Annotated in this window: 22 protein-coding genes and 1 pseudogene; 9 read left to right on the top strand and 14 right to left on the bottom strand. The window is 74.7% G+C overall.

The window, feature by feature from the left end; translation table 11 throughout:
- Nucleotides 1–18: 18 nt before the first annotated feature.
- From nrfD to fdh, 3 genes and pseudogenes are all read right to left on the bottom strand, one after another.
- On the bottom strand, nucleotides 19–1,068 hold the full coding sequence (nrfD, locus tag ABDB74_RS16675) for an NrfD/PsrC family molybdoenzyme membrane anchor subunit (protein ID WP_346619881.1): 1,050 nt from the start codon (nucleotides 1,066–1,068) through the stop codon (nucleotides 19–21).
- Complete coding sequence (locus ABDB74_RS16680; protein WP_346619882.1) at nucleotides 1,065–2,102, bottom strand: 4Fe-4S dicluster domain-containing protein; 1,038 nt, start codon at nucleotides 2,100–2,102, stop codon at nucleotides 1,065–1,067. The genes nrfD and ABDB74_RS16680 overlap by 4 nt, the downstream gene beginning before the upstream one ends.
- Nucleotides 2,099–5,392, bottom strand: a pseudogene (gene fdh / locus ABDB74_RS16685) (formate dehydrogenase). The gene ABDB74_RS16680 and the pseudogene fdh overlap by 4 nt, the downstream one beginning before the upstream one ends.
- A 236-nt stretch (nucleotides 5,393–5,628) precedes the next feature.
- Here fdh and ABDB74_RS16690 point away from each other — a divergent pair.
- Nucleotides 5,629–6,039 (top strand): phage holin family protein, encoded by a 411-nt coding sequence (locus ABDB74_RS16690; RefSeq protein ID WP_346619883.1) that lies wholly within the window; start codon nucleotides 5,629–5,631, stop codon nucleotides 6,037–6,039.
- A 13-nt stretch (nucleotides 6,040–6,052) separates the two neighbouring features.
- Here ABDB74_RS16690 and ABDB74_RS16695 read toward each other — a convergent pair whose 3' ends face one another.
- From ABDB74_RS16695 to ABDB74_RS16735, 9 genes are all read right to left on the bottom strand, one after another.
- Entirely contained in the window at nucleotides 6,053–6,964 is a 912-nt protein-coding gene (locus tag ABDB74_RS16695; RefSeq protein WP_346619884.1) for a cytochrome c oxidase assembly protein, read from the bottom strand.
- Nucleotides 6,961–7,362, bottom strand: a complete 402-nt coding sequence (locus tag ABDB74_RS16700) for a hypothetical protein (protein WP_346619885.1) — start codon at nucleotides 7,360–7,362, stop codon at nucleotides 6,961–6,963. The genes ABDB74_RS16695 and ABDB74_RS16700 overlap by 4 nt, the downstream gene beginning before the upstream one ends.
- The gene (locus tag ABDB74_RS16705; RefSeq protein ID WP_346619886.1) at nucleotides 7,359–8,555 is read right to left on the bottom strand and encodes a cytochrome c-type biogenesis protein CcmH; all 1,197 of its coding nucleotides are present in this window, start codon (nucleotides 8,553–8,555) and stop codon (nucleotides 7,359–7,361) included. Before ABDB74_RS16705 ends, ABDB74_RS16700 begins: the two co-directional genes overlap by 4 nt.
- Complete coding sequence (locus ABDB74_RS16710; protein WP_346619887.1) at nucleotides 8,552–9,091, bottom strand: redoxin domain-containing protein; 540 nt, start codon at nucleotides 9,089–9,091, stop codon at nucleotides 8,552–8,554. Before ABDB74_RS16710 ends, ABDB74_RS16705 begins: the two co-directional genes overlap by 4 nt.
- A complete protein-coding gene (locus ABDB74_RS16715; protein ID WP_346619888.1) occupies nucleotides 9,088–11,085 on the bottom strand; it encodes a cytochrome c-type biogenesis CcmF C-terminal domain-containing protein in 1,998 nt (665 codons plus the stop codon). Before ABDB74_RS16715 ends, ABDB74_RS16710 begins: the two co-directional genes overlap by 4 nt.
- Complete coding sequence (locus ABDB74_RS16720; RefSeq protein WP_346619889.1) at nucleotides 11,082–11,495, bottom strand: cytochrome c maturation protein CcmE; 414 nt, start codon at nucleotides 11,493–11,495, stop codon at nucleotides 11,082–11,084. Before ABDB74_RS16720 ends, ABDB74_RS16715 begins: the two co-directional genes overlap by 4 nt.
- Nucleotides 11,496–11,586: 91 nt before the next feature.
- On the bottom strand, nucleotides 11,587–12,318 hold the full coding sequence (gene ccsA, locus ABDB74_RS16725) for a cytochrome c biogenesis protein CcsA (RefSeq protein ID WP_346619890.1): 732 nt from the start codon (nucleotides 12,316–12,318) through the stop codon (nucleotides 11,587–11,589).
- Nucleotides 12,319–12,395: 77 nt separating this feature from the next.
- Nucleotides 12,396–13,067: a heme exporter protein CcmB gene (locus ABDB74_RS16730; RefSeq protein ID WP_346619891.1), complete on the bottom strand. Its 672-nt coding sequence runs from the start codon at nucleotides 13,065–13,067 to the stop codon at nucleotides 12,396–12,398.
- A complete protein-coding gene (locus tag ABDB74_RS16735) occupies nucleotides 13,064–13,714 on the bottom strand; it encodes an ATP-binding cassette domain-containing protein (protein ID WP_346619892.1) in 651 nt (216 codons plus the stop codon). Before ABDB74_RS16735 ends, ABDB74_RS16730 begins: the two co-directional genes overlap by 4 nt.
- A gap of 145 nt (nucleotides 13,715–13,859) precedes the next feature.
- Between ABDB74_RS16735 and coxB the strand changes: the two genes are divergently transcribed.
- The 8 genes from coxB to ABDB74_RS16775 are packed head-to-tail and all read left to right on the top strand — an operon-like array spanning nucleotide 13,860 to nucleotide 21,133.
- On the top strand, nucleotides 13,860–14,816 hold the full coding sequence (gene coxB, locus ABDB74_RS16740) for a cytochrome c oxidase subunit II (protein ID WP_346619893.1): 957 nt from the start codon (nucleotides 13,860–13,862) through the stop codon (nucleotides 14,814–14,816).
- Nucleotides 14,813–16,717 carry a cytochrome c oxidase subunit I gene (gene ctaD / locus ABDB74_RS16745; RefSeq protein ID WP_346619894.1) on the top strand — a complete coding sequence of 635 codons (1,905 nt, stop codon included), beginning with the start codon at nucleotides 14,813–14,815 and terminating at the stop codon, nucleotides 16,715–16,717. The genes coxB and ctaD overlap by 4 nt, the downstream gene beginning before the upstream one ends.
- The gene (locus tag ABDB74_RS16750; protein WP_346619895.1) at nucleotides 16,714–17,322 is read left to right on the top strand and encodes a cytochrome c oxidase subunit 3; all 609 of its coding nucleotides are present in this window, start codon (nucleotides 16,714–16,716) and stop codon (nucleotides 17,320–17,322) included. The genes ctaD and ABDB74_RS16750 overlap by 4 nt, the downstream gene beginning before the upstream one ends.
- Nucleotides 17,319–17,786, top strand: a complete 468-nt coding sequence (locus ABDB74_RS16755; protein ID WP_346619896.1) for a hypothetical protein — start codon at nucleotides 17,319–17,321, stop codon at nucleotides 17,784–17,786. Before ABDB74_RS16750 ends, ABDB74_RS16755 begins: the two co-directional genes overlap by 4 nt.
- Nucleotides 17,783–18,166 (top strand): c-type cytochrome, encoded by a 384-nt coding sequence (locus ABDB74_RS16760; RefSeq protein ID WP_346619897.1) that lies wholly within the window; start codon nucleotides 17,783–17,785, stop codon nucleotides 18,164–18,166. The genes ABDB74_RS16755 and ABDB74_RS16760 overlap by 4 nt, the downstream gene beginning before the upstream one ends.
- Nucleotides 18,163–19,035, top strand: a complete 873-nt coding sequence (locus ABDB74_RS16765; protein ID WP_346619898.1) for a c-type cytochrome — start codon at nucleotides 18,163–18,165, stop codon at nucleotides 19,033–19,035. Before ABDB74_RS16760 ends, ABDB74_RS16765 begins: the two co-directional genes overlap by 4 nt.
- The gene (locus tag ABDB74_RS16770; protein WP_346619899.1) at nucleotides 19,032–19,862 is read left to right on the top strand and encodes a Rieske (2Fe-2S) protein; all 831 of its coding nucleotides are present in this window, start codon (nucleotides 19,032–19,034) and stop codon (nucleotides 19,860–19,862) included. Before ABDB74_RS16765 ends, ABDB74_RS16770 begins: the two co-directional genes overlap by 4 nt.
- Nucleotides 19,859–21,133 carry a cytochrome b N-terminal domain-containing protein gene (locus ABDB74_RS16775; protein WP_346619900.1) on the top strand — a complete coding sequence of 425 codons (1,275 nt, stop codon included), beginning with the start codon at nucleotides 19,859–19,861 and terminating at the stop codon, nucleotides 21,131–21,133. The genes ABDB74_RS16770 and ABDB74_RS16775 overlap by 4 nt, the downstream gene beginning before the upstream one ends.
- A 5-nt stretch (nucleotides 21,134–21,138) precedes the next feature.
- Here ABDB74_RS16775 and ABDB74_RS16780 read toward each other — a convergent pair whose 3' ends face one another.
- Entirely contained in the window at nucleotides 21,139–22,248 is a 1,110-nt protein-coding gene (locus ABDB74_RS16780) for an enolase C-terminal domain-like protein (RefSeq protein ID WP_346619901.1), read from the bottom strand.
- A complete protein-coding gene (locus ABDB74_RS16785; protein ID WP_346619902.1) occupies nucleotides 22,245–22,568 on the bottom strand; it encodes a hypothetical protein in 324 nt (107 codons plus the stop codon). The genes ABDB74_RS16780 and ABDB74_RS16785 overlap by 4 nt, the downstream gene beginning before the upstream one ends.
- Between the last annotated feature and the right edge of the window lie 9 nt (nucleotides 22,569–22,577).

Here is a 22,577-nt window from a genome sequence, read left to right on the forward strand (position 1 = left end):
CAACGCTTGCTGCCGGACTCAGGACGGCGTGTGCGCTTCCTCGGCGCTCGCGTTCGCCGCGTCCCGTCCGGCAGCCCGTGCCCGCTGCGGCTCGACGGTGTACTTCGGATCCTTCGCGCTGGCCATGCCGGCGTCGAAGACGCCGAAGCGGGTGAACACGGAGCCGGCCGCCAGGAGGGCACCCCCGATCACCGCCGGCACGCGTCGCCGACCGGCGGTGAGGGCCAGCGCCGTCCCGGTCACCGTGCAGGCGCGGGCGGCCCGCAGCTGCCGGCCCGCGCGGCCGGTGCGGTAGGGCTCGCTCACCAGCCCGTGGCCGTGCTCGATGCGGTGCATGGCGCCGAGCTCGATCAGCGCACCGGTGACGGCGACCTTGCGGGCCGGCCCGGCCTCCTCCGCAGGGCTGCAGGCGACGGCGATGCCGCCCCCCGCGGCCATCGCCGAGCCGGCGAAGGCGAACGGCAGCTCCCGGTGCGCCTCGTGCCAGGACGGCACCGCGGTGTTGGACAGGAGCGCCGCGGTGTAGGTGGTCATCGGTCCGCCGAGCACGCCCGCCCCCACCCCGGTGAGCATCCGCAGGCGCCGGAAGCGACCCAGCAGGTGGGCCCCGGCCGTGGCGGTGGCCAGCGCGCTGAACGGCGCCAGGATCCAGGAACCCACCGACAGCGGCGACGTGGGCTTGAACACCCGCAGCATGTTCAGGAACCGCGCCGGCCGGCCCAGGTCGTGGATGAGGAAGGCCACCGACGTCAGCGCACCGCCCCCCGCGGTGAGGTGCGCGACGCGGGACAGGGCCGGCCGGCCGGTCAGCTCGGCCAGCGCCCCGAGCAGCGCCGACGACCCCGCCGCACCGCCGAGGAACAGGTACAGCGGCACGTCCGGGGTCTTCCACACCGGCGGCTTGATCACCGGCCGCCCGTAGTACGAGGCGAACTCCGCCTCCCCCACCACCGACTCACCCGGTCGCGGGGCGCGGCCGCCCGACCGGCGGTGCCGTTCCCGGTCCTGCGCCGGTGCGCCGTCCGCGCGGCGCCAGCCGGCCCCGGGAACCGCCTCCCCCGCCGTCACCGGCGTCGCCCCACGAACGCCGACGCCACCACGCCGACCACCATCGCCGCGCCCGCGGCGACGTGCCGCCACATGGACGGCAGGTCGCGGGTGGTCACCACCGGATCCGGCGGGAGCCCGTAGACCTCCGGTTCGTCCAGGAGCAGGAAGAAGGCGCCCGCTCCCCCGACCCCGTCGGTCTCGTCGTGCCCGTACAGCCGGACCCCCTCGACGCCCTTGTCCTGAAGCGCCGCCAGCCGGGCGTCGGCACGGGCCCGGAGCTGGTCGAGGTCGCCGAACTGGATCGACTCGGTCGGGCAGGCGCTCGCGCACGCGGGCTGGAGCCCGTCGGTGAGCCGGTCGTAGCAGAGGGTGCACTTGAACACCCGTCCGTCGTCCTGCCGCTGGTCGATGACGCCGTAGGGGCAGGCGGGCACGCAGTAGCCGCAGCCGTTGCAGATGTCCTCCTGCACCACCACGCTGCCGAACTCGGTGCGGAACAGCGAGCCGGTCGGGCAGACGTCCAGGCAGGCGGCGTGGGTGCAGTGCTTGCAGACGTCGGAGCTCATCAGCCACCGGATCTCCCGGTCCGCCGACGGCGTCTGCTGCGGTGCGCTCTGCTCGGCCGTGGTCGCCGACGCCGGCACCCGGGGGTGGACGACGGGCGGGTCCTCCAGCGGCCGCGGCCCGCCGACCGCGCCCGGCGCCCCCACGGTCGGCATCGGGAGGTCGACCGCGCGGCTCTGCTCGACGAAGGCCACGTGCCGCCAGCTGTTGGCCCCGAGCATGCCGGTGTTGTCGTACGACGCCCCGGTCAGCCCGAGCTGCGCCCGGTTGCCCTCGGCGTCGTCCATCGGGAGCGTGTTCCACTCCTTGCACGCCACCTCGCACGCCTTGCACCCGATGCACACCGACGTGTCGGTGAAGAAGCCGACCCGGGGCGGGTGGTCGTCGCCGTAGCCGCGTTCCCCGGCGACGTCGGGGACCGGGCCGAACAACCGGTTGTGCGGGTCGTCCCCGGAGAAGGCGGTGCTCGCCGAACTGATCGTCGTCATGACCGCTCCTCGATCGGGGCTCGTCCGTTGGGGCCGAGCCGCCCACTGGCGACGCCGGCCCGGCGGCGGTGGTCCTCGACGAACTCGACCAGCGCAGGCCCCCGGGGCCGGCGGCCGGGCCGGATGTCGCAGGTGGCGACCTTGGACTCCTGGATGTGCACGTTCGGGTCCATCACCACGCCGAGCAGCTCGTTCGCCGAGTCGCCGGTGGTGATGCCGTTCTGGCCCCAGTGGTACGGGATGCCGATCTGGTGCACCTCGCGACCGGCGACCCGCAGCGGGCGCATCCGCTCGGTGACGAGCACCCGTGCCTCGATGGCGTTGCGCGCGCTGACCAGCGTGGCCCAGCCCATGTGCTCCAGCCCGCGCTCGGCGGCCAGCTGGGGGCTGACCTCGCAGAAGAACTCGGGCTGGAGCTCGGCGAGGTACTCCAGGGTGCGGCTCATCCCGCCGGCGGTGTGGTGCTCGGTGAGCCGGTAGGTGGTGACGACGAACGGGAATACCTCGTTCATCGCCGGGTTGGCCCGGTTCCACGCGCCCCTGATCTCCTTGCGCGCGGGGTTGGCCTGCCGCTCGTACAGCGGGTTGGGCACCGGTGACTCGGCCGGCTCGTAGTGGGTCGGCATCGGCCCGTCGGCCAGCCCCGCCGGCACGAACAGCCACGCCTTCCCGTCGCCCTGCATGATGAACGGGTCGGTCCCGGAGAGGGCGTCCTCGGCGGTCGCCCCCTCGGCGGGCACGTGGTCCGGCCGCTTGGTGGCCTGGAAGTCCGGGACGTCCGGGCCGGTCCACTTCCCGGCGTCCTCGTCCCAGTACACGTACTTCTTGCGCTCGCTCCACGGCCGGCCCTCGGGGTCGGCCGAGGCGCGGTTGTACAGCACCCGGCGGTTCATCGGCCACGCCCAGCCCCACTCCGGAGCCACCAGGTCCTGCTCGGTGTGCGGCTTCTTCCGGTTGGCCTGGTTCACCTCGTCGGCGAAGACGCCGGAGTAGATCCAGCAGCCGCAGCTGGTAGAGCCGTCGTCGGCGAGCTCGGTGTACCCGGAGACCGCCGTCCCGTCCGGCCCGGTCCCGCTGATCTCGCGGAGCACCGCATGCGCACTCGGTTCGTCGTGCGGCCCGTGGGTCGGGTAGTCCCAGGTGAGGTCGAGGATCGGCCGGTCCCGCGGGTCGGTGGACCCGGCCAGCTTCTCGCGGACGATCCGGCCGAGGTGGAAGTAGAACCACAGGTCGCTGCGGCAGTCCCCCTCCGGCTCCACGGCCTGGGAGTGCCACTGCAGCAGCCGCTGGGTGTTGGTGAACGAGCCGTCCTTCTCCACGTGCGCCGCGGCGGGCAGGAAGAACACCTCGGTGGGGATCTCCTCGGTCACCAGCTCGCCGGTCTCGATCTCCGGCCCGTTCTCCCAGAACGTCGCCGACTCGATCATCTGCAGGTCGCGGACGACGAGCCACTCGAGGTTGGCCAGGCCGAGCCGGGACATCTTCCCGTTGGCGTTGCCGACCACGGGGTTCTCCCCCACGAGGAAGTATCCGGGCACGTTGCCCTGGATCTGCTCGGCGATCGTCGTGTAGTTGCTGTGGTCGCCGGTCAGCCGGGGCAGGTGGTCGAAGCAGAAGTCGTTCTCCGGCTGCGCGGCATCGCCCCACCAGGCCTTGAGCAGGCTGACCGCGTACTTCCGCATGTTGCCCCAGTAGCCGACGGAGCCCGACGCCTCGGCGACGAAGTCGTCGAGGTCGCGGTCCTCGCGGGCGTGCGGCATCGGGATGTACCCGGGCAGCAGGTTGTACAGCGTCGGGATGTCGGTCGACCCCTGGATGCTGGCGTGCCCGCGCAGCGCCAGGATGCCGCCACCCGGGCGTCCCATGTTCCCCAGCAGCGCCTGCAGCACGCTGGCCGCACGGATGTACTGGACACCGACGGTGTGCTGGGTCCAGCCCACCGAGTAGACGAAGGCGCTGGTGCGCTCGCGGCCGGAGTTCCTGGTCAGCGCATCGGCGACCTTCAGGAACACCGCCGGCTCGATGCCGCAGACCTCGTGGACCAGCTCCGGGGTGTAGCGCGCGTAGTGCCGCTTGAGCACCTGGTAGACGCACCGCGGGTGCTGGAGGGTCTCGTCCCGCAACGGCTTCCCGCCCACCGGCAGCCCGCCGCTGCCGGACTCCTCCGCGCTGCCCTCCTCGTGCTCCTCCGGATCGGGTGCTGCTCCGGGCTGCCGGCCGTCGGGCGAGCCGGACGCGCCTGGCTTGGGCGCCTGGCGCTGACCGGCCGCGGCGGTCACCTGGGTGCCCTCGTACTGCCAGGACGTCTCGTCGTACTGCCCCTTCTCCGGGTCGTAGCCGGAGAACAGGCCGTCGAGGTCCTCGGTGTCCTGGAAGTCCTCCCGCAGGATCGCCGCCGCGTTGGTGTAGGCGGCCACGTACTCGCGGAAGTCCAACTCGTTCTGCAGGACGTGGTTGATCAGCCCCCCGAGGAACGCGATGTCGCTGCCCGCCCGCAGCGGGACGTGGAGATCGGCCAGCGCGCTCGTGCGGGTGAACCGCGGGTCGACGTGGATGACCGTCGCACCGCGCGCCTTGGCCTCCATCACCCACTGGAAGCCCACCGGGTGGGCTTCGGCCATGTTCGAGCCCTGGATGACGATGCAGTCGGAGTTGGCGAGATCCTGCTGCGGCATCGTCGCGCCGCCGCGACCGAACGACGTCCCCAGACCGGGGACGGTGGAGGAGTGCTATATGCGGGCCTGGTTCTCGACCTGCACCGCGCCCAGCGCGGTGTAGAGCTTCTTCATGAGGTAGTTCTCCTCGTTGTCGAGGGTCGCCCCTCCGAGGCTCGCTATCCCCATCGTGCGGTTGACCCGCTTGCCGTCGACCTCGTCCTGCCAGGTCGCGCGGCGGGTCCGGATCACCCGGTCGGCGATCATGTCCATCGCGGTGTCGAGGTCGAGGTCCTCCCACTCCGTCCCGTGCGGACGGCGGTAGCGGACCTTGGTCTGGCGGGTCGTACTGGTGACCAGGTTCTTGCTGGCCGCCCCCTTGGGGCACAGCCGGCCGCGGCTGATCGGCGAGTCGGGGTCACCCTCGATCTGGGTGACCTTCTCGTCCTCCACGAACACCCGCTGGCTGCAGCCCACCGCGCAGTAGGGGCACACGCTCTGAACCACCCGGTCGGCGGTGGCCGTGCGGGGGGCCAGGGAGTTCGTCCGCTTGCTCCGCACCGCCTCACCGCGGCCGAGCGGATCGTTCCCGGTGAGCTGCCGGACCACCGGCCACGCGTCGAGCCAGGTCTTCATGCGCCCCTCCCACGGAGCCCGCGCCGCCGGGAGGGCGGACGGGTTGCCGGGCGTGCAGGCACGGTCTCGGTCGCACGCCTCGGTCCGTTCAGCTGCCGGCTCCGACCCTAGCCAGCAGCCGGGCGGCCTGCACCTCCGCGCAGATCGACCGGCGGTCGTCCGGGTTCGGCGCCGGGTTCCCGGGTAGCCGGGACGGGACGGAACCGGTCCACCGGCCCGAGCCCGAGGAGCACCCCATGACCGACCCGATCTCCAACGCCTCCACGAGCGACCTGATCAGGTCGCTCAGCGACGATCTCTCGAACCTCGTCCGGGCCGAGATGCGGCACGCCCAGGCCGAACTCGCCGAGAAGGCACGGCAGGCCGGCCGGGCCGGCGCGCTCCTGGGCGCCGCCGGTGTCCTCGGCGCGATGTCCGTCGGCAGCGCGACGGCCCTCCTCCTGCGCCTCCTGGACCGCAGGCTCAGCCCCGCGACGTCCGCCGCACTGGCGACCGGGCTGTTCACCGGCGGCGCCGGCGCGCTCGTCGCCGGGGCGCTGGCGGAACTGCGACGTACGGGGACGCTCGTCCCGGACGAGACGCTGGCGAGCCTGCGCGAGGACGTCCGCGCCGTCACGGACACCGACCGGCCCCCGTCGGCGGGGTGAGCCGGCCGGCGGCTCAGCGCGGTGCGACGTCCACCGCCGGCCGGGGCGACGACCGCTCGGGCATGGGCGGAACCGGCGGCGGGGGCTCGTCGTCCACGGGGGCGGACCGGACCAGGCGCAGGACCAGCACGACGGCGGCCAGGAGGTAGACCGGCGTGCCGGCCGCCCACAGGACGGCGCCGGCCACCTGCTGGTCGGCCACCGGGTCGAAGCCGTGGTCGGCCGCCGTCTCGACGTACACGCCGTACCAGGGGCTGGACGAGAGCATCATGACGCCGCCGAGCACCGCTTCCCCGAACGCCGGGATCAGCACGGCAACCAGCCCGGCCACCAGCTGGCCGAGGCGTCTGCGCGGGATCCGCAGGACGCACCACCAGAAGACCACGCCCCCGCCGAGGAAGGTGAGGTGCTCGGTGACGTGCACCGCCTCGGAGCGCACCGCCGCCTCGTAGGCGCCCGGCAGGTGCCAGGCGAGGACCACGGCCAGGTAGCCGACGGCCACGCCGAGCACGACGGCGGGGCTCCGGGCTCCCCTCACCACCGCCGACCACGGCGGGACGACGATCTCGCGGGCACGGGGCGGCAGTGTGGCGAGCACGCGCGGCACCGGGTCGGCGAGCACGAGCAGCGGGGCCGCCACGATGGTCAGCAGCAGGTGCTGGACCATGTGCGCGGTCAGGGAGTCCTCCGCCAGCCGCTCGAGCGGGGAGGCCAGGGCGGCACCGAGCGCGGTCAGGCCGAGCAGCCAGGCCGCCCCCGGTCCGGCGGCGGCCCACGGCGACCGCCGGCGGGGCGCCGACCAGGCCAGCAGGCACCCGTAGCCCAGGGCGGCCAGCCCGAGGAGCGCGATCGTCGGGTACGACCAGTCCCCGCCCCCGCCGAGCGGGTGGGCGAGGGTGTCCTGCGGCAGCGCGGAGCCGCTCACCGCCCCACCTCCCCCGCGTCCACGTCGAGGGCCGTGTGCATGCCCGCGGCGTGGTGCCCGGTCAGCGTGCACCACAGCTCCACGCGCTCGTCCGCAGCCACCGCGAAGCTCAGCTCGTGCGCCTCCCCGGGAGCGAGCACCGGTGTGACGGCCCGCTCCTCCCCGTCGACGCGGACGGCCAGATCGTGCGGAGCCGCTCCGGCGTTGGTCACGACCAGCCGCACGTCCCCCGGGGCCAGCGGGCGTCCCTCGGTCACGACCTCCCACTCGGTCAGCCCGACCCGCTGATCGGCGGCCGGGAGCCCCGGTGCCGTCGCCGGATCCTCGGCCGCGCACCCGCCGAGGACCACCGCGAGGCCGAGCGGCAGGAGGACCGCGCGGGTGCGGCGCCCGGTCACGGCTCCTCCAGCAGGGCGCGGACCGCGTCCGCGGCCGGGTGGTCGGGCGCCAGGTCGAGGAACCGCCGCAGCGTGGCGCCGGCCTCGCCGTCCCCGAGGGCGCGCTCGGCGGTGCCCAGCATCAGCAGCGCCTCCGGGTGCTCGGGGTGGGCGGCCAGCACGGTCTCCACCAGGGGGACGGCCTCGCCCGGCCGGTCGTCCCGGAGCAGGGCGAACGCCAGCGCGAGCACCACCGCCCGGTCCTCCGGTCGTTCCTCGAGCACCGCACGGTAGGCGGTCACCGCGTCGGCGAAGCGGCCGGCGTCGTCCAGCGCGCGTGCCTGGCGGAGCAGCTCGTCGGCGGGATCGGCGGGCGCCGCGGCGCCCGGGTCCGCCGGCGCGGCAGCCGTTCCCGGATCGGCGGCGGCCGGCTCCAGCGCGCGGGGCACGGCGATCAGGGCGACCACGCCGACCGCGGCGGCGGCGACCACCGGCACGACGACCGCCGGGCGCGGCAGCCGGAGCCGCCGGTCCCGTTCCGGCGCCTCCTCCGCGGCCGGGCCGTCGTCCTCCCGCGGGGTGCTCGCCGCGTCCGGGCCGGCGGACGTGAGCCGCAGGATCTCGGCCAGCAGCTCGTCCTCGGTGGCGCGCGAGCGCGCGGTCCTCCGCGGCTCGGCGCGGACGTCCGCCAGCAGCTGCAGGGCCGCCTCCAGGCGCTCGTCGTCACCCGATCCGGTCGACCGGTCCGCCCGGCCGGCGGCCGCGGTCACGGCGGCCTCGGCAGCCGTGCGATCGGCGTCGGTCAGCGCGGGCCCGGCGGCGGGCCGCCGGCGGGAGACCAGGACGCCGACGGCGATCGCGCCACCCACCAGCGCCACCCCCGGCAGGACGACGAGCACCCAGCCCACGCCTTCCCGGGGCGGGTCGAGCAGGATCCACTCGCCGTACCTCGCCACGAACCAGTCGCGGATCTCCTCGGGGCTCTCCCCTGCCGCCACCTGGTCGGCGATGACCGCCCGCATCCCCCGGGCGGCGGGGGCGGCCGAGTCCGCCGCCGACTCGCCGGCACAGGTGGGGCACCGCAGCCCGGCCGCGACCTCGCGCGCGGTCGCCGCCGGGTCGGTCCGCCCGCTCGGCTCGTGGCGCCACCACAGCGCCGCGACGAGCGCGAGGACCGCCAGCACGACGGCCGGGACCCGCGCGCGGCCGCTCACCGTGCCTCCAGGCGCGGCAGCACTTCCTCGGCCAGCCACGCGGCGGAGACCGCGCCCACCCGCCGGGCGACGACCGTGCCGTCCCGATCGACCACGAAGGTCTCGGGCACGCCCGTCGTCCCCCACTGCACGGCCAGCCGGCCGTCGGTGTCGGAGATGCTGGGGAACGGCGTGCCGCCGACCCCGGCGAGGAACTCGCGGGCGGCCGCGTCCTCGTCGTTCACGTCGATGCCGATGATCCGCAGCCCCTGCGGCCCCCACTGCCGCGCCGTCTCCACCAGCAGCGGCATCTCCTCCCGGCAGGGGGCGCACCAGGAGGCCCAGACGTTGACCAGCACGACCGAGCCGCGCAGGTCCGCGAGGTCGACGTGGCCCCCGTCGAGGGTGGGGCCGGACAGGGCCGGGGCCGGGCCGTCCAGGATCCCGCTCGACGCCGCCTGCCGGGGGCGGTCCAGCGCCAGGGCCAGCGGCACGGTCAGCGCCAGACCGACGAGCAGCGCCGGGACCAGGAGCAGCCACCGCCGCCGGCTGCTCACGGCTCCCCCGGCGCGAGAGCCGGTACCGGCTCCTCCGCCACGTCCGGCTCCCGCCGGGCCCGGCGGGCGGGCCAGCCCGCCACTGCGGCGCCGAGCGCCATGACGCCGCCGGCGATCCACAGCCAGGACACCATCGGGTTCACCGCGATCCGGATCAGCGCCCATCCGCCGTCCGGGTCGACCTCGGTGACGGTCAGGTAGACGTCGCCCGCGAGCGTGGAGCGGACGGCCGGTGAGGCGACCGTGATCGAGTGCGCCGGGAAGGTCCGCAGCTCCGGGGCGGCCGTGCCGCGCTCCCGCCCGGCCTCCTCGAGCGTCAGCTGCGCGACCACCCGCATCTCCTGCGCCGTCCGCTCGCGCTCGACCGATTCCAGCTGCGCCGTCCAGCCCGCCGCGGCCACCCGTTCCCCGACCGCGACGCGCTGCTCCGTCGCCGTCGCGAAGGAGGAGGACGCCGCGACGGCGACCGCGGCCAGCGCCACCCCGACGTGCACGACCAGCCCGCCGTAGAGCCGACGCCGGCGCCGGCCGGCCTCCAGCAGAGCGCCCGGCCACGACCGGCCGGTGGCCCGGCGGACGACCCGGGCGCCCTGGCCGACCAGCTGCAGCGAGGTGGCGAGGACGAGGGCGGCCAGGCCGAACGCGGTCAGCGCCGCGGCCCCGTGCACGCCGAGGGCCACGAGCAGCGCCACCAGCGCGACCGCGACGGCGGCCGGCGTCGCGACCCGGCGGGCGAGCGCCGGCACCGAGTCGCTGCCCCAGGACACCAGCGGGCCCAGGGCCATGAGCAGCAGCACGACGAGCGCGACCGGCGCCGCCATCTGGTTGAAGTACGGCGGGCCCACCGACACCTGGCTGCCGTCGGCGAGCTGGGCGAACACGGGGAACAGCGTGCCCAGCAGGACGGTGAAGGCCAGCCCGACCAGCAGCACGTTGTTGCCGAGGAACACCGTCTCCCTCGACAGCCGGGCGTGCAGGGTCCCGTCGGGCCCGAGCCGGTCGGCGCGCCACACCAGCAGCGCCGCGACGGTCGTGAGGACGACGGCGACGAATCCCAGGAGGAGCGCCCCCAGCGACGACCGGCTGAAGGCGTGGACGCTGTCGACGATGCCGCTGCGGGTGAGGAAGGTCCCGACCAGCACGAGCACGAAGGAGGCGACCGCCAGGCAGACGTTCCACACCCGCAGGGTCGCCCGCCGCTCCTGCACCATGGCCGAGTGCAGCAGGGCCGTGGCCGTCAGCCACGGCAGCAGGGAGGCGTTCTCCACCGGGTCCCAGGCCCAGTACCCGCCCCACCCCAGGACGGCGTAGGACCACCAGGCGCCGAGCACGATGCCCACGGTCAGGAACGTCCAGGCCACGAGCGTCCAGCGACGGACGGCCAGCAGCCACCCGCGCCCGGTGTCCCCGGTGACCAGTGCGGCGACGGCGTAGGCGAACGGCACCGCGAGACCGACGTAGCCCAGGTACAGCAGCGGGGGGTGCGCCCCCATGAGCGGGTTGTCCTGCAGCAGCGGGTTGGGGCCGGGGCCGTCGGCGGGGGCCGGGGAGACCAGCTCGAACGCGTTGCCACCGAAAAGCGCCAGCGCGAAGAAGAAGGCGGCGACGACCGACAGCGTCACGAGCACCCACGGGTGGTGCCGGGCGGCCCGGGGGTCCGGGCGGCGGGCGACGGCGGCGGCGTAGCCGCTGAGCACGACCAGCCACAGGAGCAGCGACCCCTCGAGGGCCGACCACAGGCTCGTCACCGTGTAGTACAGCGGCACGGCACGGCCGCCGTTCTCCGCCACGTAGCGCACGCTGAAGTCGTGGGTCAGCAGCGCCCACTCCAGCACTACGGCGGCGGCCACGGCCGCGCCGAGCACGGCGTAGGTGAGCCGCCGCGCCGAACCTGCCGTCGCGCGGCCGGTCGCGACGCCCACCCAGGCGGCGAGGGACGTGAGCGCGAGGACGAGCCCGGAGGCGAGCGCGGCGGTCCCGAGCAGCGCCGTCACCCCGCCTCCCCGATCGGCTGGTACTCGTTGGAGTGCTTGACCAGCACGAGGTCGCCGACGAAGACGCCGTCGGAGCCCAGCCGGCCCTCGACGACGGCGCCCTGGCCCTCGGCGAAGACCGCCGGCAACGCCCCGAGGTAGACGACGGGCACGCTCGCGACGCCGTCGGTCACGGTGAACCGGGCCTCCGGGCCGACGCGCTCCAGCGATCCGGCCTGCACCAGACCGCCCAGGCGCAGCCGCTCGTCCTCCGCCGGCACCTCGGCGAGGACCTCCGCCGGCGTGCGGTAGTAGACGAGCGTGTCGGCCAGCCCGCTCACCCCGAGCAGGGCGAGGGCTGCCGCGACCGCCCCGACCACCACCAGGAGCCGCAGCGACAGGGCGCGCCGCCGTGCCGTCGGCGGATTCACCGGCCGCCCCGCCCGGGCCGGGTGGCCCACAGGTACCCCGCCCACACCAGCACGGTGAGCAGGTAGCCGAGGACCACCGCCAGCTGCCCGCTCACCGGCCGGCCCGCGGGACGACGGTGACGACCGGCGGCGCCTCCCGGCCGGGGGGGACGGCCGCCGGGTCGGCAGCCTCCGCCCCCAGCCGGGCGACCCGGCGGCGGACGACCAGGACGGCGAGCAGCGTGAACGCCACGACGCCCGTCGCCAGGGCCCAGGCCATGGTCGGGTGGATCGGCGGGCTGCCCTCGGGGCCGAGCACGGTGGGCGGCTGGTGCAGGGTGCGCCACCAGACGACGGAGAAGTGCACGACGGGCACGTTGAGGAACGCCACGATGCCGACCGCCGCCGACCGGCGGGCGGCGACGTGCGGATCGTCGGCCGTCCGCCGGACGCCGAGGTAGGCCACGTAGACCAGCAGGAGGACGGCCGTGGTGACCAGCCGGGCGTCCCAGGTCCACCAGACGCCCCAGACCGGCCGGCCCCACAGCATGCCGAGCGCGATCGCCAGCGCCGTGAGCCCGACGCCCAGCTCGGCGGCCGCCTGCGCGTACCGGTCCCAGCGCAGTTCCCGGCGCACCAGGTACAGCACGCTGGAGACCAGGACCGTGGCGAACGCCAGATAGGCGACCCAGGCGGCGGGCACGTGCACGTACATCAACCGCTGCGCGACGCCCTGCACCCCGTCCTGGGGGGCGACGACCAGCGCCAGGACCAGGGCGGCCGCGACGGCCACCGCCGCGGCGGCGGACAGGAGACCGTCGCCGCGCACCGGCGTCCTACGCACGCGCACTCCTCCTGTCGACCGGTCCCCGACCGGGAGGGCTCGGGGACAGCGGGATCAGCGGGGACACGACCAGCCTCTCACTCCTCGAGAAGGAAGGGGAAGACGGCCCAGGCGGCGGCTCCGACGACCAGGTCGTAGGCGACCAGCAGGACCAGCCACGGCAGGGGGTCCGCGGCCAGGTCGGCCTGCGTCCCGGCCAGCAGCGCGGGCAGCCCGGCGGGCAGGACCAGGGCGGCCAGGAGCCCCGCACCACGCGCCGAGGCGGCCAGCAGCGCGCCGAAGACCGTCGTGCTCGCCGCGACTCCCACCAGGCCGAGCACCGCCGCCGCAGCTCCCGCGACGGTCACGGGACCGTCGAGCAGCAGGACGGCGAGCGCCCGCGCGGTGACCCAGGTGACCGCCAGCGCGATCCACAGGACGGCCGCCTTGGCCACGAACAGCACTCCCGGCGGGACGAGGCCGCGCAGCAGGTCCCAGGAGTCCTCGTCCCGCTCGGCCGCCGCGACCAGCCGGGCCAGCGGCACCGCGGCGGTGAGCACCAGCAACCAGACCAGCCCGGGAGCCGCGGCCCGCAGCGCCGCCGGATCGGGGCCGAACACCAGGCCACCGAGGACGACGCCGGCCGCCACGAACGGCAGGACCGACGCGAGCGCGTCGACGCCGCCCAGCGCGACCCGGGCGTCCCGCCGGACGAGCACCCCCATCGTGCGCAGGGCGCCGGCCGACGCACCGCGGCGGCGGTCGCTCACCCCAGCACCGTCGCGGCGCCCGCGACCAGCTCCAGGCAGGCGTCGACCGGGCCGAGGCTCCCGGCGACGTCCGAGCCGGCGACGAGCACCGCGGAGCCGCTGCCGGCCAGGGCCTCGACCGTCCGGCGCACGGCGTCCCGGCCGGCCGCGTCGAGGTGCTCCAGCGGCTCGTCCAGGCACACGACCGCCGGAGCCACGATCCGGGCGACGGCGAGGGTCACCCGCGCGCGCTGGCCCGCCGAGAGCCGCCCCGCCTCGCGGTCCCACAGCTCCTCGGGCAGGCCGCAGGCGGTCAGGGCGGCCGCGGCGCCGGCGGCCGGACGTTCCCGGCCGGCCAGGGCCCCGGCGAACGCCACGGCGTCCAGCGCGCGCTGCCGGCGGCGGGCGGCCGCGCCGGGTCGCAGGTACAGCGCCTGCCCGGTCACCGACCGGGAGCCCGACGTCGGCTCCATCAGGCCGGCCGCGATCCGGAGCAGCGTGGTCTTGCCGGCGCCGTTGCCGCCGCCGACGACGCAGACCGTCCCGGCCGCCAGCCGCAGGGTGAGCGGCGCGAGCGCGGTCCGGCGCCCGTAGCGGCGGGCCACCTCGTGCAGGGTCAGCACGGGCACGTCCACCGCGCCGGAGCCGCCGGTCCTGGACTGGGTCATCGTGCCCAGGATCGTGCCATCGCGCTGCGCGCCCGGGCCCGCACCGTCCGGTTGTGCGGCCGGGCCGAGCCATTAGGGTCGGACGGGACCGCAGAGGGACCGCCCGGCAGGGCGCGCCCGTCACCCGCCACGGAGGTTCGCGATCGTGCCTGCCGACCTCACTCCGGTGGCAGCGCCGGAGCCGGGTTCGGTGCTCGATCCGGTGGGGCCCGAGGCGGCGCAGATCGCCGGCCTCACCTGGTTCATGATCGTCCTGGGCGGCCTGCTGTGGCTCGCCACCGTGGTCTTCCTGGTGCTGGCGCTGCGGCACCGCGCGCACCGCGAACCGCGGGCCTCCGACCGGGGCGCGAAGGCCTTCATCGCGGTGTGGGGGGTGGTCGTCCCGATCGTCGTGCTGCCCGTCGTGTTCGCCTACAGCCTCGTGGTCGGGGTCGACATCTCCCGCCCGGCACCGCCGGAGGCGCTCACCGTCGAGGTGATCGGGCACCAGTTCTGGTGGGAGGTGCGCTACCCCGAGGCCGACATCGTGACGGCGAACGAGGTGCACGTCCCGGTGGGCCGCCCGGTCCGGCTGGAGCTGACGTCGGCGGACGTCATCCACAGCTTCTGGGTCCCGCCGGTCGCCGGGAAGACCGACCTGCTGCCCGACCAGGTCAACCTCATGGACTTCCAGGTCGACGAGCCCGGGACCTACCTGGGCGAGTGCGCCGAGTTCTGCGGCATCCAGCACGCCCGCATGCAGTTCGTCCTCGTCGCCCAGCCGGAGGAGGAGTTCGAGGAGCACATGCTCGCGCTGCAGGCCGGGAGCGCGGAACCGGACAGCGACCTGGAGGAGGCCGGCCGCGCGGTGTACCTGGCGGAGGGGTGCGGTTCCTGCCACCGGATCGAGGACGTCAGCGAGGGCGCCGGCTTCGCGCCCGACCTCACGCACCTGGCCACCCGCGAGACGATCGCGGCCGGGATGCTGGAGAACACCCGCGGCAACCTGGCCGGCTGGATCCTGGACCCGCAGGGCCTCAAGCCGGGTGTGCGCATGCCGCCGAACAACCTCGAGGGTGACGACCTCCAGGCCATGCTGGCCTATCTGGAGAGCCTCGAGTGACCGCGCTCCGGGAGACCCCGCCCACCCAGGACCGGCTGGCCGACGCGTGGGCCACCCCGCCGGGCGTCGCCGGCTCGCTCACCGCGTTGAACCACAAGCAGATCGGGCAGCGCTTCCTGATCACGGCGTTCGTGTTCTTCGCGCTCGGCGGCATCCAGTCGATCTTCATGCGCTGGCAGCTGGGCAGCGCGGAGAGCACCTTCCTCGACGCCGAGACCTACAACGCCCTGTTCACCATGCACGGCACGACGATGATGTTCCTCTTCGCCGTGCCGGTGGGCGAGGCGTTCGCGATGTACTTCCTGCCGCTGATGCTGGGCACCCGGGACCTCCCGTTCCCCCGGCTCACCGCGTTCGGTTACTACATCTACGTCCTCGGCGGGATCTTCCTCTACAGCAGCTTCCTGTTCGACGCCGTCCCCGACGGCGGCTGGTTCGCCTACACGCCGCTGACCGGGCCGGAGTACTCCCCCGGTCCGCCGATCGACTTCTGGCTGCTGGGCGTCACGTTCGTGGAGATCGCCACCATCGGCGGGGCGATCGAGCTGGTCGTGCTCATCCTCCGGTACCGGGCGCCGGGCATGAAGATCAGCCAGATGCCGCTGCTGGCGTGGAACGTGCTCGTCACCGGCCTGGCGGTCATCTTCGCCTTCCCCCCGCTGGTGGTCGCCAGCGTCCTGCTCGAGCTGGACCGCAAGGTCGGCACCCACTTCTACGACCCCGCGGCGGGGGGCGACTCGCTGCTCTGGCAGCACCTGTTCTGGTTCTTCGGGCATCCCGAGGTCTACATCGTCCTGCTGCCCGGGCTGGGGATCGTCGCCACGATCGTGCCCGTCTTCGCCCGCAGCAGGATCGTGGGCTACAGCCTGATCGCCGTCTCCACCGTGGCCATCGGCATCCTGTCCTTCGGCGTGTGGGTGCACCACATGTTCGTGACCGGGATCCCGCAGCTCGGGCTGGCCTTCTTCTCCCTCGCCAGCCTGTTCATCCCCATCCCGAGCGCCATCCAGATCTCCGCCTTCATCGCCACGCTGTGGCAGGGACGGGCGGTCTGGAAGACCCCGCTGATGTACGTCGTCGGCTTCATCGTGATCTTCGTGCTCGGCGGGGTGACGGGGGTGATGGTCGCCTCCGTGCCGTTCGACCAGCAGGCCCACGACAGCTACTTCGTGGTCGCCCACTTCCACTACGTGCTGATCGGCGGGATGCTCTTCCCGGTGCTGGCCGCCCTCTACTTCTGGGTGCCCAAGATGACCGGCCGGCTGCTCGACGAACGCGCCGGCACGATCTCGTTCTGGCTCACCTTCATCGGGTTCAACGTCACCTTCTTCCCCCTGCACATCACCGGACTGCAGGGCATGCCGCGGCGGGTCTACACCTACGCCGAGAACACCGGGTGGGAGGTGACCCAGGCGATCGCGACCTGGGGCACCATCGTGCTGACCGTCGGCCTGCTGGTCACGCTCGGCAACCTGCTCTGGGCCGTCCGGAACGGCGAGCGGGCCGGGCCCGACCCGTGGGGCGCCGAGACGCTGGAGTGGCACCTGAGCTCGCCACCAGCCGCCTACAACTTCCGCGCCATCCCGGAGGTCGCCAGCCGGTCCCCCCTGTGGGACACCCGACCGTTCCGGCCGAAGTACGACCCGGCCACCTGGCAGGAGCCGCTCGTGGAGCCTCCGGCGGAGGTCCGGCAGGTGGTGCTCACCAGCGTCATGGACGCCGAACCGGAGGAGCTGGTGACCCTCCCGAAGCAGTCCTGGTGGCCGCTGGTGATGGCCCTCTCCCTGACCGTGGCGCTGATCGGCACCATGGTGTCGGTCTACCCACTCGCCCTCATCGGGGTCCTGGTCGCGCTCGTCATCGGCGTGGTGTGGATCTGGGACAGGCAGGATGAGCCATGAGGTCCAGCGGCGCGGCCGGGGACACCGCACCCCGGCCGGCTCCCTACATCGCCCGGGGCACCGGCTGGTGGGGGATGCTCATGACCCTCTTCGTGCTCATCTCCATGCTCGCGGCCCTGCTGTTCGCGTACTTCTACCTGCTGGCCGGGTTCGACAGCTGGCCGCCGCCGTCCTCCGAGGAGCCGGCCCTGGGGCTGACCTCGATCGCCTCGGGGCTGCTCGTGCTCAGCGTCGTGCCCGTGGCCGCCGCGCACCTGGCGGCCCGCGCCGGCACGGCCGGCGGGCGGTTGCCGGCCGCGCTGGCCGCCACGCTGCTGCTCGGCGGCGCCTTCCTCCTCCTCCAGTTCGCCGACTACGGGGCCAACGACATCGACCCGGCACGTGACGTCTACGGCTCGCTGTGGCTCGCCCTGGCCGGTTTCCACCACATCAACGCGGCGCTCGCCCTGGTCGGCATCGGCGTCGTGGTGCTCCGGGTCCGGACCGGACGGCTCACCCCGCGCGAGCAGGAGATGACCGTCACCGCCGCCCACTACTGGTACTTCGTCGTCGGCTCCTGGCTGGTCATCGCAGCCACGCTCTACCTCACCCCGAGGCTCTGGTGACCGCGGCCAGCCCGGAGACCAAGCGCCCCGGCATCCACCCGCTGGTCTTCTGGTTCGGGGTGGGCGGGGGCACCGCCGCGTGGATCCTGCACCTGCTCGTCGGCTACTGGACCATCGAGCTCGCCTGCCCGACCGACAGCCCCGCCCTGCCGGTGTTCCTCATGGTGATCACCGTCCTCCTGACCGTGGTCGCCGCCGCCGCGACCTACGCCTCGTGGTGGGCGCTGCGGCGGCTGCCGGAGTACGCGGAGTCCGCCGCGGTGCCGCCGCCCCCACCACCGTCGCTGCCGTGGCGGCGCCGGCGCGATCCCGAGGGCGCGCCCCCGGCCGGTGCGTGGGACCCCGTGCCGAGCCCGGCCCGCAACCGCCTCCTCGCCCTCACCGGCCTCGCCATGAACCTGCTGTCGATCGGCATGATCGCGCTCGCGGCCTTCCCCGTGCTGGCGTACGGACCGTGTTGGTGAGCGGCCACCGGGTGCCCGGCGCGCGGCTGGGGGCGATCGTGGCGGCCATCGCCGCGCTGAGCGCGTGCACGGTCAGCCCGACCGGCGACCCGGACGGGTCGGTGGAGGCCGGCCGCGTGCTGCTGCGCGAGTACGGCTGCGTGGCCTGCCACCAGGTGCCCGGTGTCCCGGGCCCGCAGGGGCAGGTGGGCCCCCCGCTGGGCTCGATCGCGGAACGGCGGACCGTCGCCGGCACCCTGCCGAACACACCGGAGAACCTCCGGTCCTGGATCCAGGACCCGCAGGAGATCAACCCCGGCAGCCTCATGCCCGACGTCGGCGTCACCGACGAGGACGTCGACGCCATCGTCGCCTACCTGTACTCGCTGGAGTCCCCGTGAGCGCCCGCCGCCCGACACCGTCGCCGGCCACCCCGACCGCCGCCCGCGCACGCTCCCGGCTGTCGCGGTGGGTGCTGGTGTCGGCCCTGGTCCTGGCTTGCGCGGGGCTCACCCTGGTGACCGCCCCGGTCGAGGCCGCGCCCGCGCCCGAGCAGCCGGCGGAGAGCGTCACGGCCGGTGCGGCGGCCTACCAGCGCTTCTGCGGGGTGTGCCACAACAACGACGGCAGCGGCATCCCGGGGACCGGCGTCGAAGCCGGACCCGATCTGCGCGGGCTGCCCGTCGCCTACGTCGACCTGGTCATCCGGACCGCCCGGATGCCGATCGTGCACCGGCCGGTCGGCGCCGTGGAGGAGGAGCTCACCGACGCCCAGCGGGTCGCGGTGGTCGACTGGATGACCGACGCGTTCGAGCTGGAGGGCGGGATCCCGGAGGTGGCGGCCGGCGACCCAGGGCGCGGGCAGCCCCTCTGGCTCACCAACTGCGCGCCCTGCCACAGCGCCGCGGGCAACGGGGGCATCTCGGCCGACGGGACGATCGCCCCGGAGGTCACCGACGTCGACGCCACCGGGATCGTGGAGGCGCTGCGGGTCGGCCCGTTCGAGATGCCGCGCTTCGGCGACGAGGTGCTCAGCGAGCAGGACGCCGCCGACATCGCCGCCTACGTGCAGGAGTTGTCGGACGCCGAGACCACGCCGCTGGGCCTGTCCGACATCGGCCGGGTCTACGGCGGCGCCTTCACCGGGCTCCTGGCCCTGGCCATGGTCGGCGCGCTGCTGGTCGTCGCCCGCAACGGCCGGCGACCGGCCGTGGGCCCCGAGGAGGCGCAGGCGGGGGAGACGGAGGAGACGGAGGACACGCGGCAGTGACGGGAACCGATGCTCCGCCCACCACCACCCGGGACCGGCTGCGCCGGCCGGTGCCGATCGGCGTGGCTCTCGTCACCGCCGTCCTGCTCGCGGCCTTCGTCGTGGGGCTCGTCCTGGGCTGGCCGACCGGGGCGCTGGGCCTGGCGCTGACCGGCGCCCTGCTGGGCGCGGCGTTCCTCGCCGGCCGGTTTCCCGGACCCGCCGCGCAGGAACTGACCTGGCCGGACGAACGCCGTCCCGGGACGGCCCCGGTGGTGGCCGCGGCGGGGGCGGCCGTCCGGACCCCGGTGCGCCGGCGGTGGGTCCTCGGCGGCCTCGGCGGGCTGGGCATCGGCGCCCTGACCGGCGTCGGACTGCTCGCCTGGCTCGGCCGCGACCGCGGACCGGAGACGCCCTGGCGGCGCGGTGTCCACCTGGTGACCGCGGAGGGGCAGCGGATCCGTGCCGCGGACGTGCCGGTGGGCGGCTTCGGCACCGTGTGGCCCGAGGACGCGGTGCGCGCCGACCTGTCGGCCGTCGTGCTGATCCGCCTGGCGACCCAGGAGGCGGAGCCGCCCACGGTGCTCGACTGGGTGGTCGGCGAGCGCATCGTGGCCTACTCCAAGATCTGCACGCACGCCGGCTGCCCCGTCGGCCTCTACCAGGAGGACACCGACTCGCTGTTCTGCCCGTGCCACCAGGCCACCTTCGACGCGGCACGGGGAGCGGTGCCCACGTTCGGTCCGGCGTCGCGCCCGCTCCCCCAGCTGCCGCTGGGCGTGGACCGGGACGGCTTCCTCGTGGCGACGGGCGGGTTCCCGACGCCGGTCGGACCGGTGCGCGGATGAGCGTGCAGCAGAGCCCCACCCGGCCGCGGTGGCTGCGCGAGACCTTCGTCCCGACGCACTGGTCGTTCCTGCTCGGACCGGTCGCGGTGGTCTGCTTCGTGGTGCTGCTCCTGACCGGCCTGGTGCTCACCTTCTTCTACCAGCCGTCCACGGAGCTCGTGGAGTACGACGGGTCCGCGGCCCTCTACGCCGGCCGCGAGCTCCCCGCCGCCTTCTCGTCGGTGGTCACGATCAGCCACGACGTGCCCGGGGGGCTGCTGCTGCGCCGGGTCCACCGGGCGGCCAGCTACCTGTTCGTGGCCGCGCTGCTGCTGCACGTGCTGCGCGTGCTGCTGGCCGGCGCGTTCCGGGGGCGCCGGTTCACGAACTACCTGCTCGGGCTCGTGCTGCTGGCCCTGGCCCTGGCCCTCGGCTGGACCGGTCAGAACCTCGTCTACGACATCGTCACCGGCAGCAGCGTCCGGATCGGCTACACGATCGCGGCGAGCATCCCCTACGTGGGCGCGGAGCTCGCCGACCTGTTGTTCGCCGGGCCCGACGTCGACGACGTCGTCGCCCGGTTGTTCTGGCTGCACGTCCTGCTCCTGCCGGTGGCCTTCGTCCTCGGCCTGGCCGCCCACCTGTGGCTGGTGGTCCGGCACCGGCACACCGTGGTCCCCCGGCGCAGGGGGGACGACGGCCGGCTGCTGGTGGCCGTGCCGAGCGGTGCGGGGCTGCGGTCGCGCGCGGGGCTGCTGGCGGGGCTCGTCTGCGCGCTCGTGGTGCTCGCCGGCACCCTGGTGCCCTTCGGCGACGTCACGCACATCGGCCCGTTCCTGCCCGGCGTCGCGGGCAACGACATGTACCCCGACTGGTACCTGTTCCCCATGGAGGGGGCGATCCTGCTGCTCCCCGCCGTCGACTTCACCGTCCTCGGCGCGACGATCACCAACCCGCTGCTCGGCGGGGTCCTGCTGCCCGTGGTCCTCGGGGCGGCGGCCCTCCTCTACCCGCTGCTCGAGCGCCTGTTCCGGCGGCGCTCGGCGGCGGACCTGGACCTCAGCGAGCACCCGTTCCGCGCTCCGGCCCGGGTCGCCTTCGTGACGCTGCTGGTGACCCTCACGGTGGTGATCTCGCTCGGCGCGGCCAGCGACGTGATCGCCGAGATCGCCGGGATGCCCGTCGCCGACGTCATCCGCATCCTCCGGGTCGCCTTCCTGGCGGCTCCGCCGGTGCTCGCCGCCGGCATGTACTGGTACGCCCGGCGGCGGTCCCGGCAGCTCCCGGCCTGATCCGGTCAGCCGACCCGGAGCGCCTCGACGTCGGCCTCGCGCAGCGTGAGACCGAGCCCCGGAGCGGTCGGATCGGGGCGGACCCGCCCCCGGTGCGGCTCGGGCGCACCGTCGAAGAGCCGGGTCTCGAAGCGCTCGTGGTCGTGGAACCACTCGAGGTGGCGCAGGTTCGGCGTGGCGAGGCCCAGGTGGGCGTGCAGGGCGGGCACGCAGTGCGCGGAGACCTCCAGCCCGTGACCGGCGGCGACCGCGGCCGCGCGCAGCCACTCCGTCACCCCGCCGCAGCGGCTGGCGTCGATCTGCAGGCAGTCCACGGCCCCGGTGCCGCAGAGCGCGGCGAAGTCCTCGATCCGGGCGCCGTACTCCCCCGCGGTCACGTCGCAGTCCAGGCTCCGGCGCACGAGCCGCAGTCCGGCGAGGTCGTCGGAGGAGACCGGCTCCTCGAACCACACGATGCCGAGGTCGTCGAGCTGCCGGCCCACCCGGACCGCCTGCTTCGCGGTGTACCCGCCGTTGGCGTCGACCAGCAGCGCCACCTCGTCCCCGACGACCTCCCGGGCCAGCCGGGTGCGCGCCAGGTCGCGGGCCACGGCGCCGCCCCAGGACTCCCCGATCTTGATCTTCACCTGGTCGAAGCCGCGGTCCAGCCACCCCGCCAGCTGCTCCCGGGTGGCGGCGTCGTCGTAGCTGGTGAACCCGCCGCTGGCGTAGACGGCCGAGTCCTGCCGCACCGCCCCGAGCAGGACCGCCAGCGGCACGTCGAGCAGCCGCGCCTTCAGGTCCCACAGCGCGACGTCGACCGCGGAGATCGCCATGGCGACGACGCCGCGCACCCCGGCGTTGCGGGCGGCCCGCGCCATGGCGTGCGTGGCGTCCTGCGGGTGCAGCGCCGACCGGCCCTCCACCACGCCGGTGAGCAGCCCCCGGACGGCGGCCGCGGTCATCGGGTCGGCGTAGGTCCAGCCGGTCCCGGTCCGGTCCCCCGCGCGGGCCCGCACCACGATCGCCGTCGTCGCGTCCCACTGCAGCGTGCCGTCGGCCTCGGGGCGGTCGGTCGGCAACCGGTAGACGGCGACGTCGAGGCCCTCCACCGGGACGTCCGGCAGCGCCGTCACACCAGCAACCCGATCAGCAGCCAGACGAGCGCCACGACGGCCACCACCCAGAGGACGTCGGCCAGCACCCCCCAGCCCCGCGCCTCTTCGGCCGCCACCGGGTCGAGCGCCGGGTCGGCCGCCGGATCGACGACCGGATCGACCGCCGGGTCCACGGCCGGGTCGGCCGCCGGGTCGGCCGCCGGGTCCGCCGCCACGGTCCGGCGGCTCCCGTAGTACGAGGGGTAGGGCGGGCCCCAGTCGCGGTAGCCCCAGCCGTAGCCGAGGGGCAGCAGCAGGAGCAGGAAGACGAAGAGCAGCCACCACCAGAACCAGAGCACCGCGATCTC

The sequence above is a fragment of the Blastococcus sp. HT6-4 genome (assembly GCF_039679125.1).
GTDB classification, from domain to species: domain Bacteria; phylum Actinomycetota; class Actinomycetes; order Mycobacteriales; family Geodermatophilaceae; genus Blastococcus; species Blastococcus montanus.

Coding starts and splice junctions, on each gene's coding strand:
- ABDB74_RS16735 (WP_346619892.1), bottom strand. CDS start 13,714: ATGACCCAGTCCAGGACCGGCGGCTCCGGCGCGGTGGACGTGCCCGTG.
- ABDB74_RS16750 (WP_346619895.1), top strand. CDS start 16,714: ATGAGGTCCAGCGGCGCGGCCGGGGACACCGCACCCCGGCCGGCTCCC.
- ABDB74_RS16690 (WP_346619883.1), top strand. CDS start 5,629: ATGACCGACCCGATCTCCAACGCCTCCACGAGCGACCTGATCAGGTCG.
- ABDB74_RS16680 (WP_346619882.1), bottom strand. CDS start 2,102: ATGACGACGATCAGTTCGGCGAGCACCGCCTTCTCCGGGGACGACCCG.
- ABDB74_RS16775 (WP_346619900.1), top strand. CDS start 19,859: ATGAGCGTGCAGCAGAGCCCCACCCGGCCGCGGTGGCTGCGCGAGACC.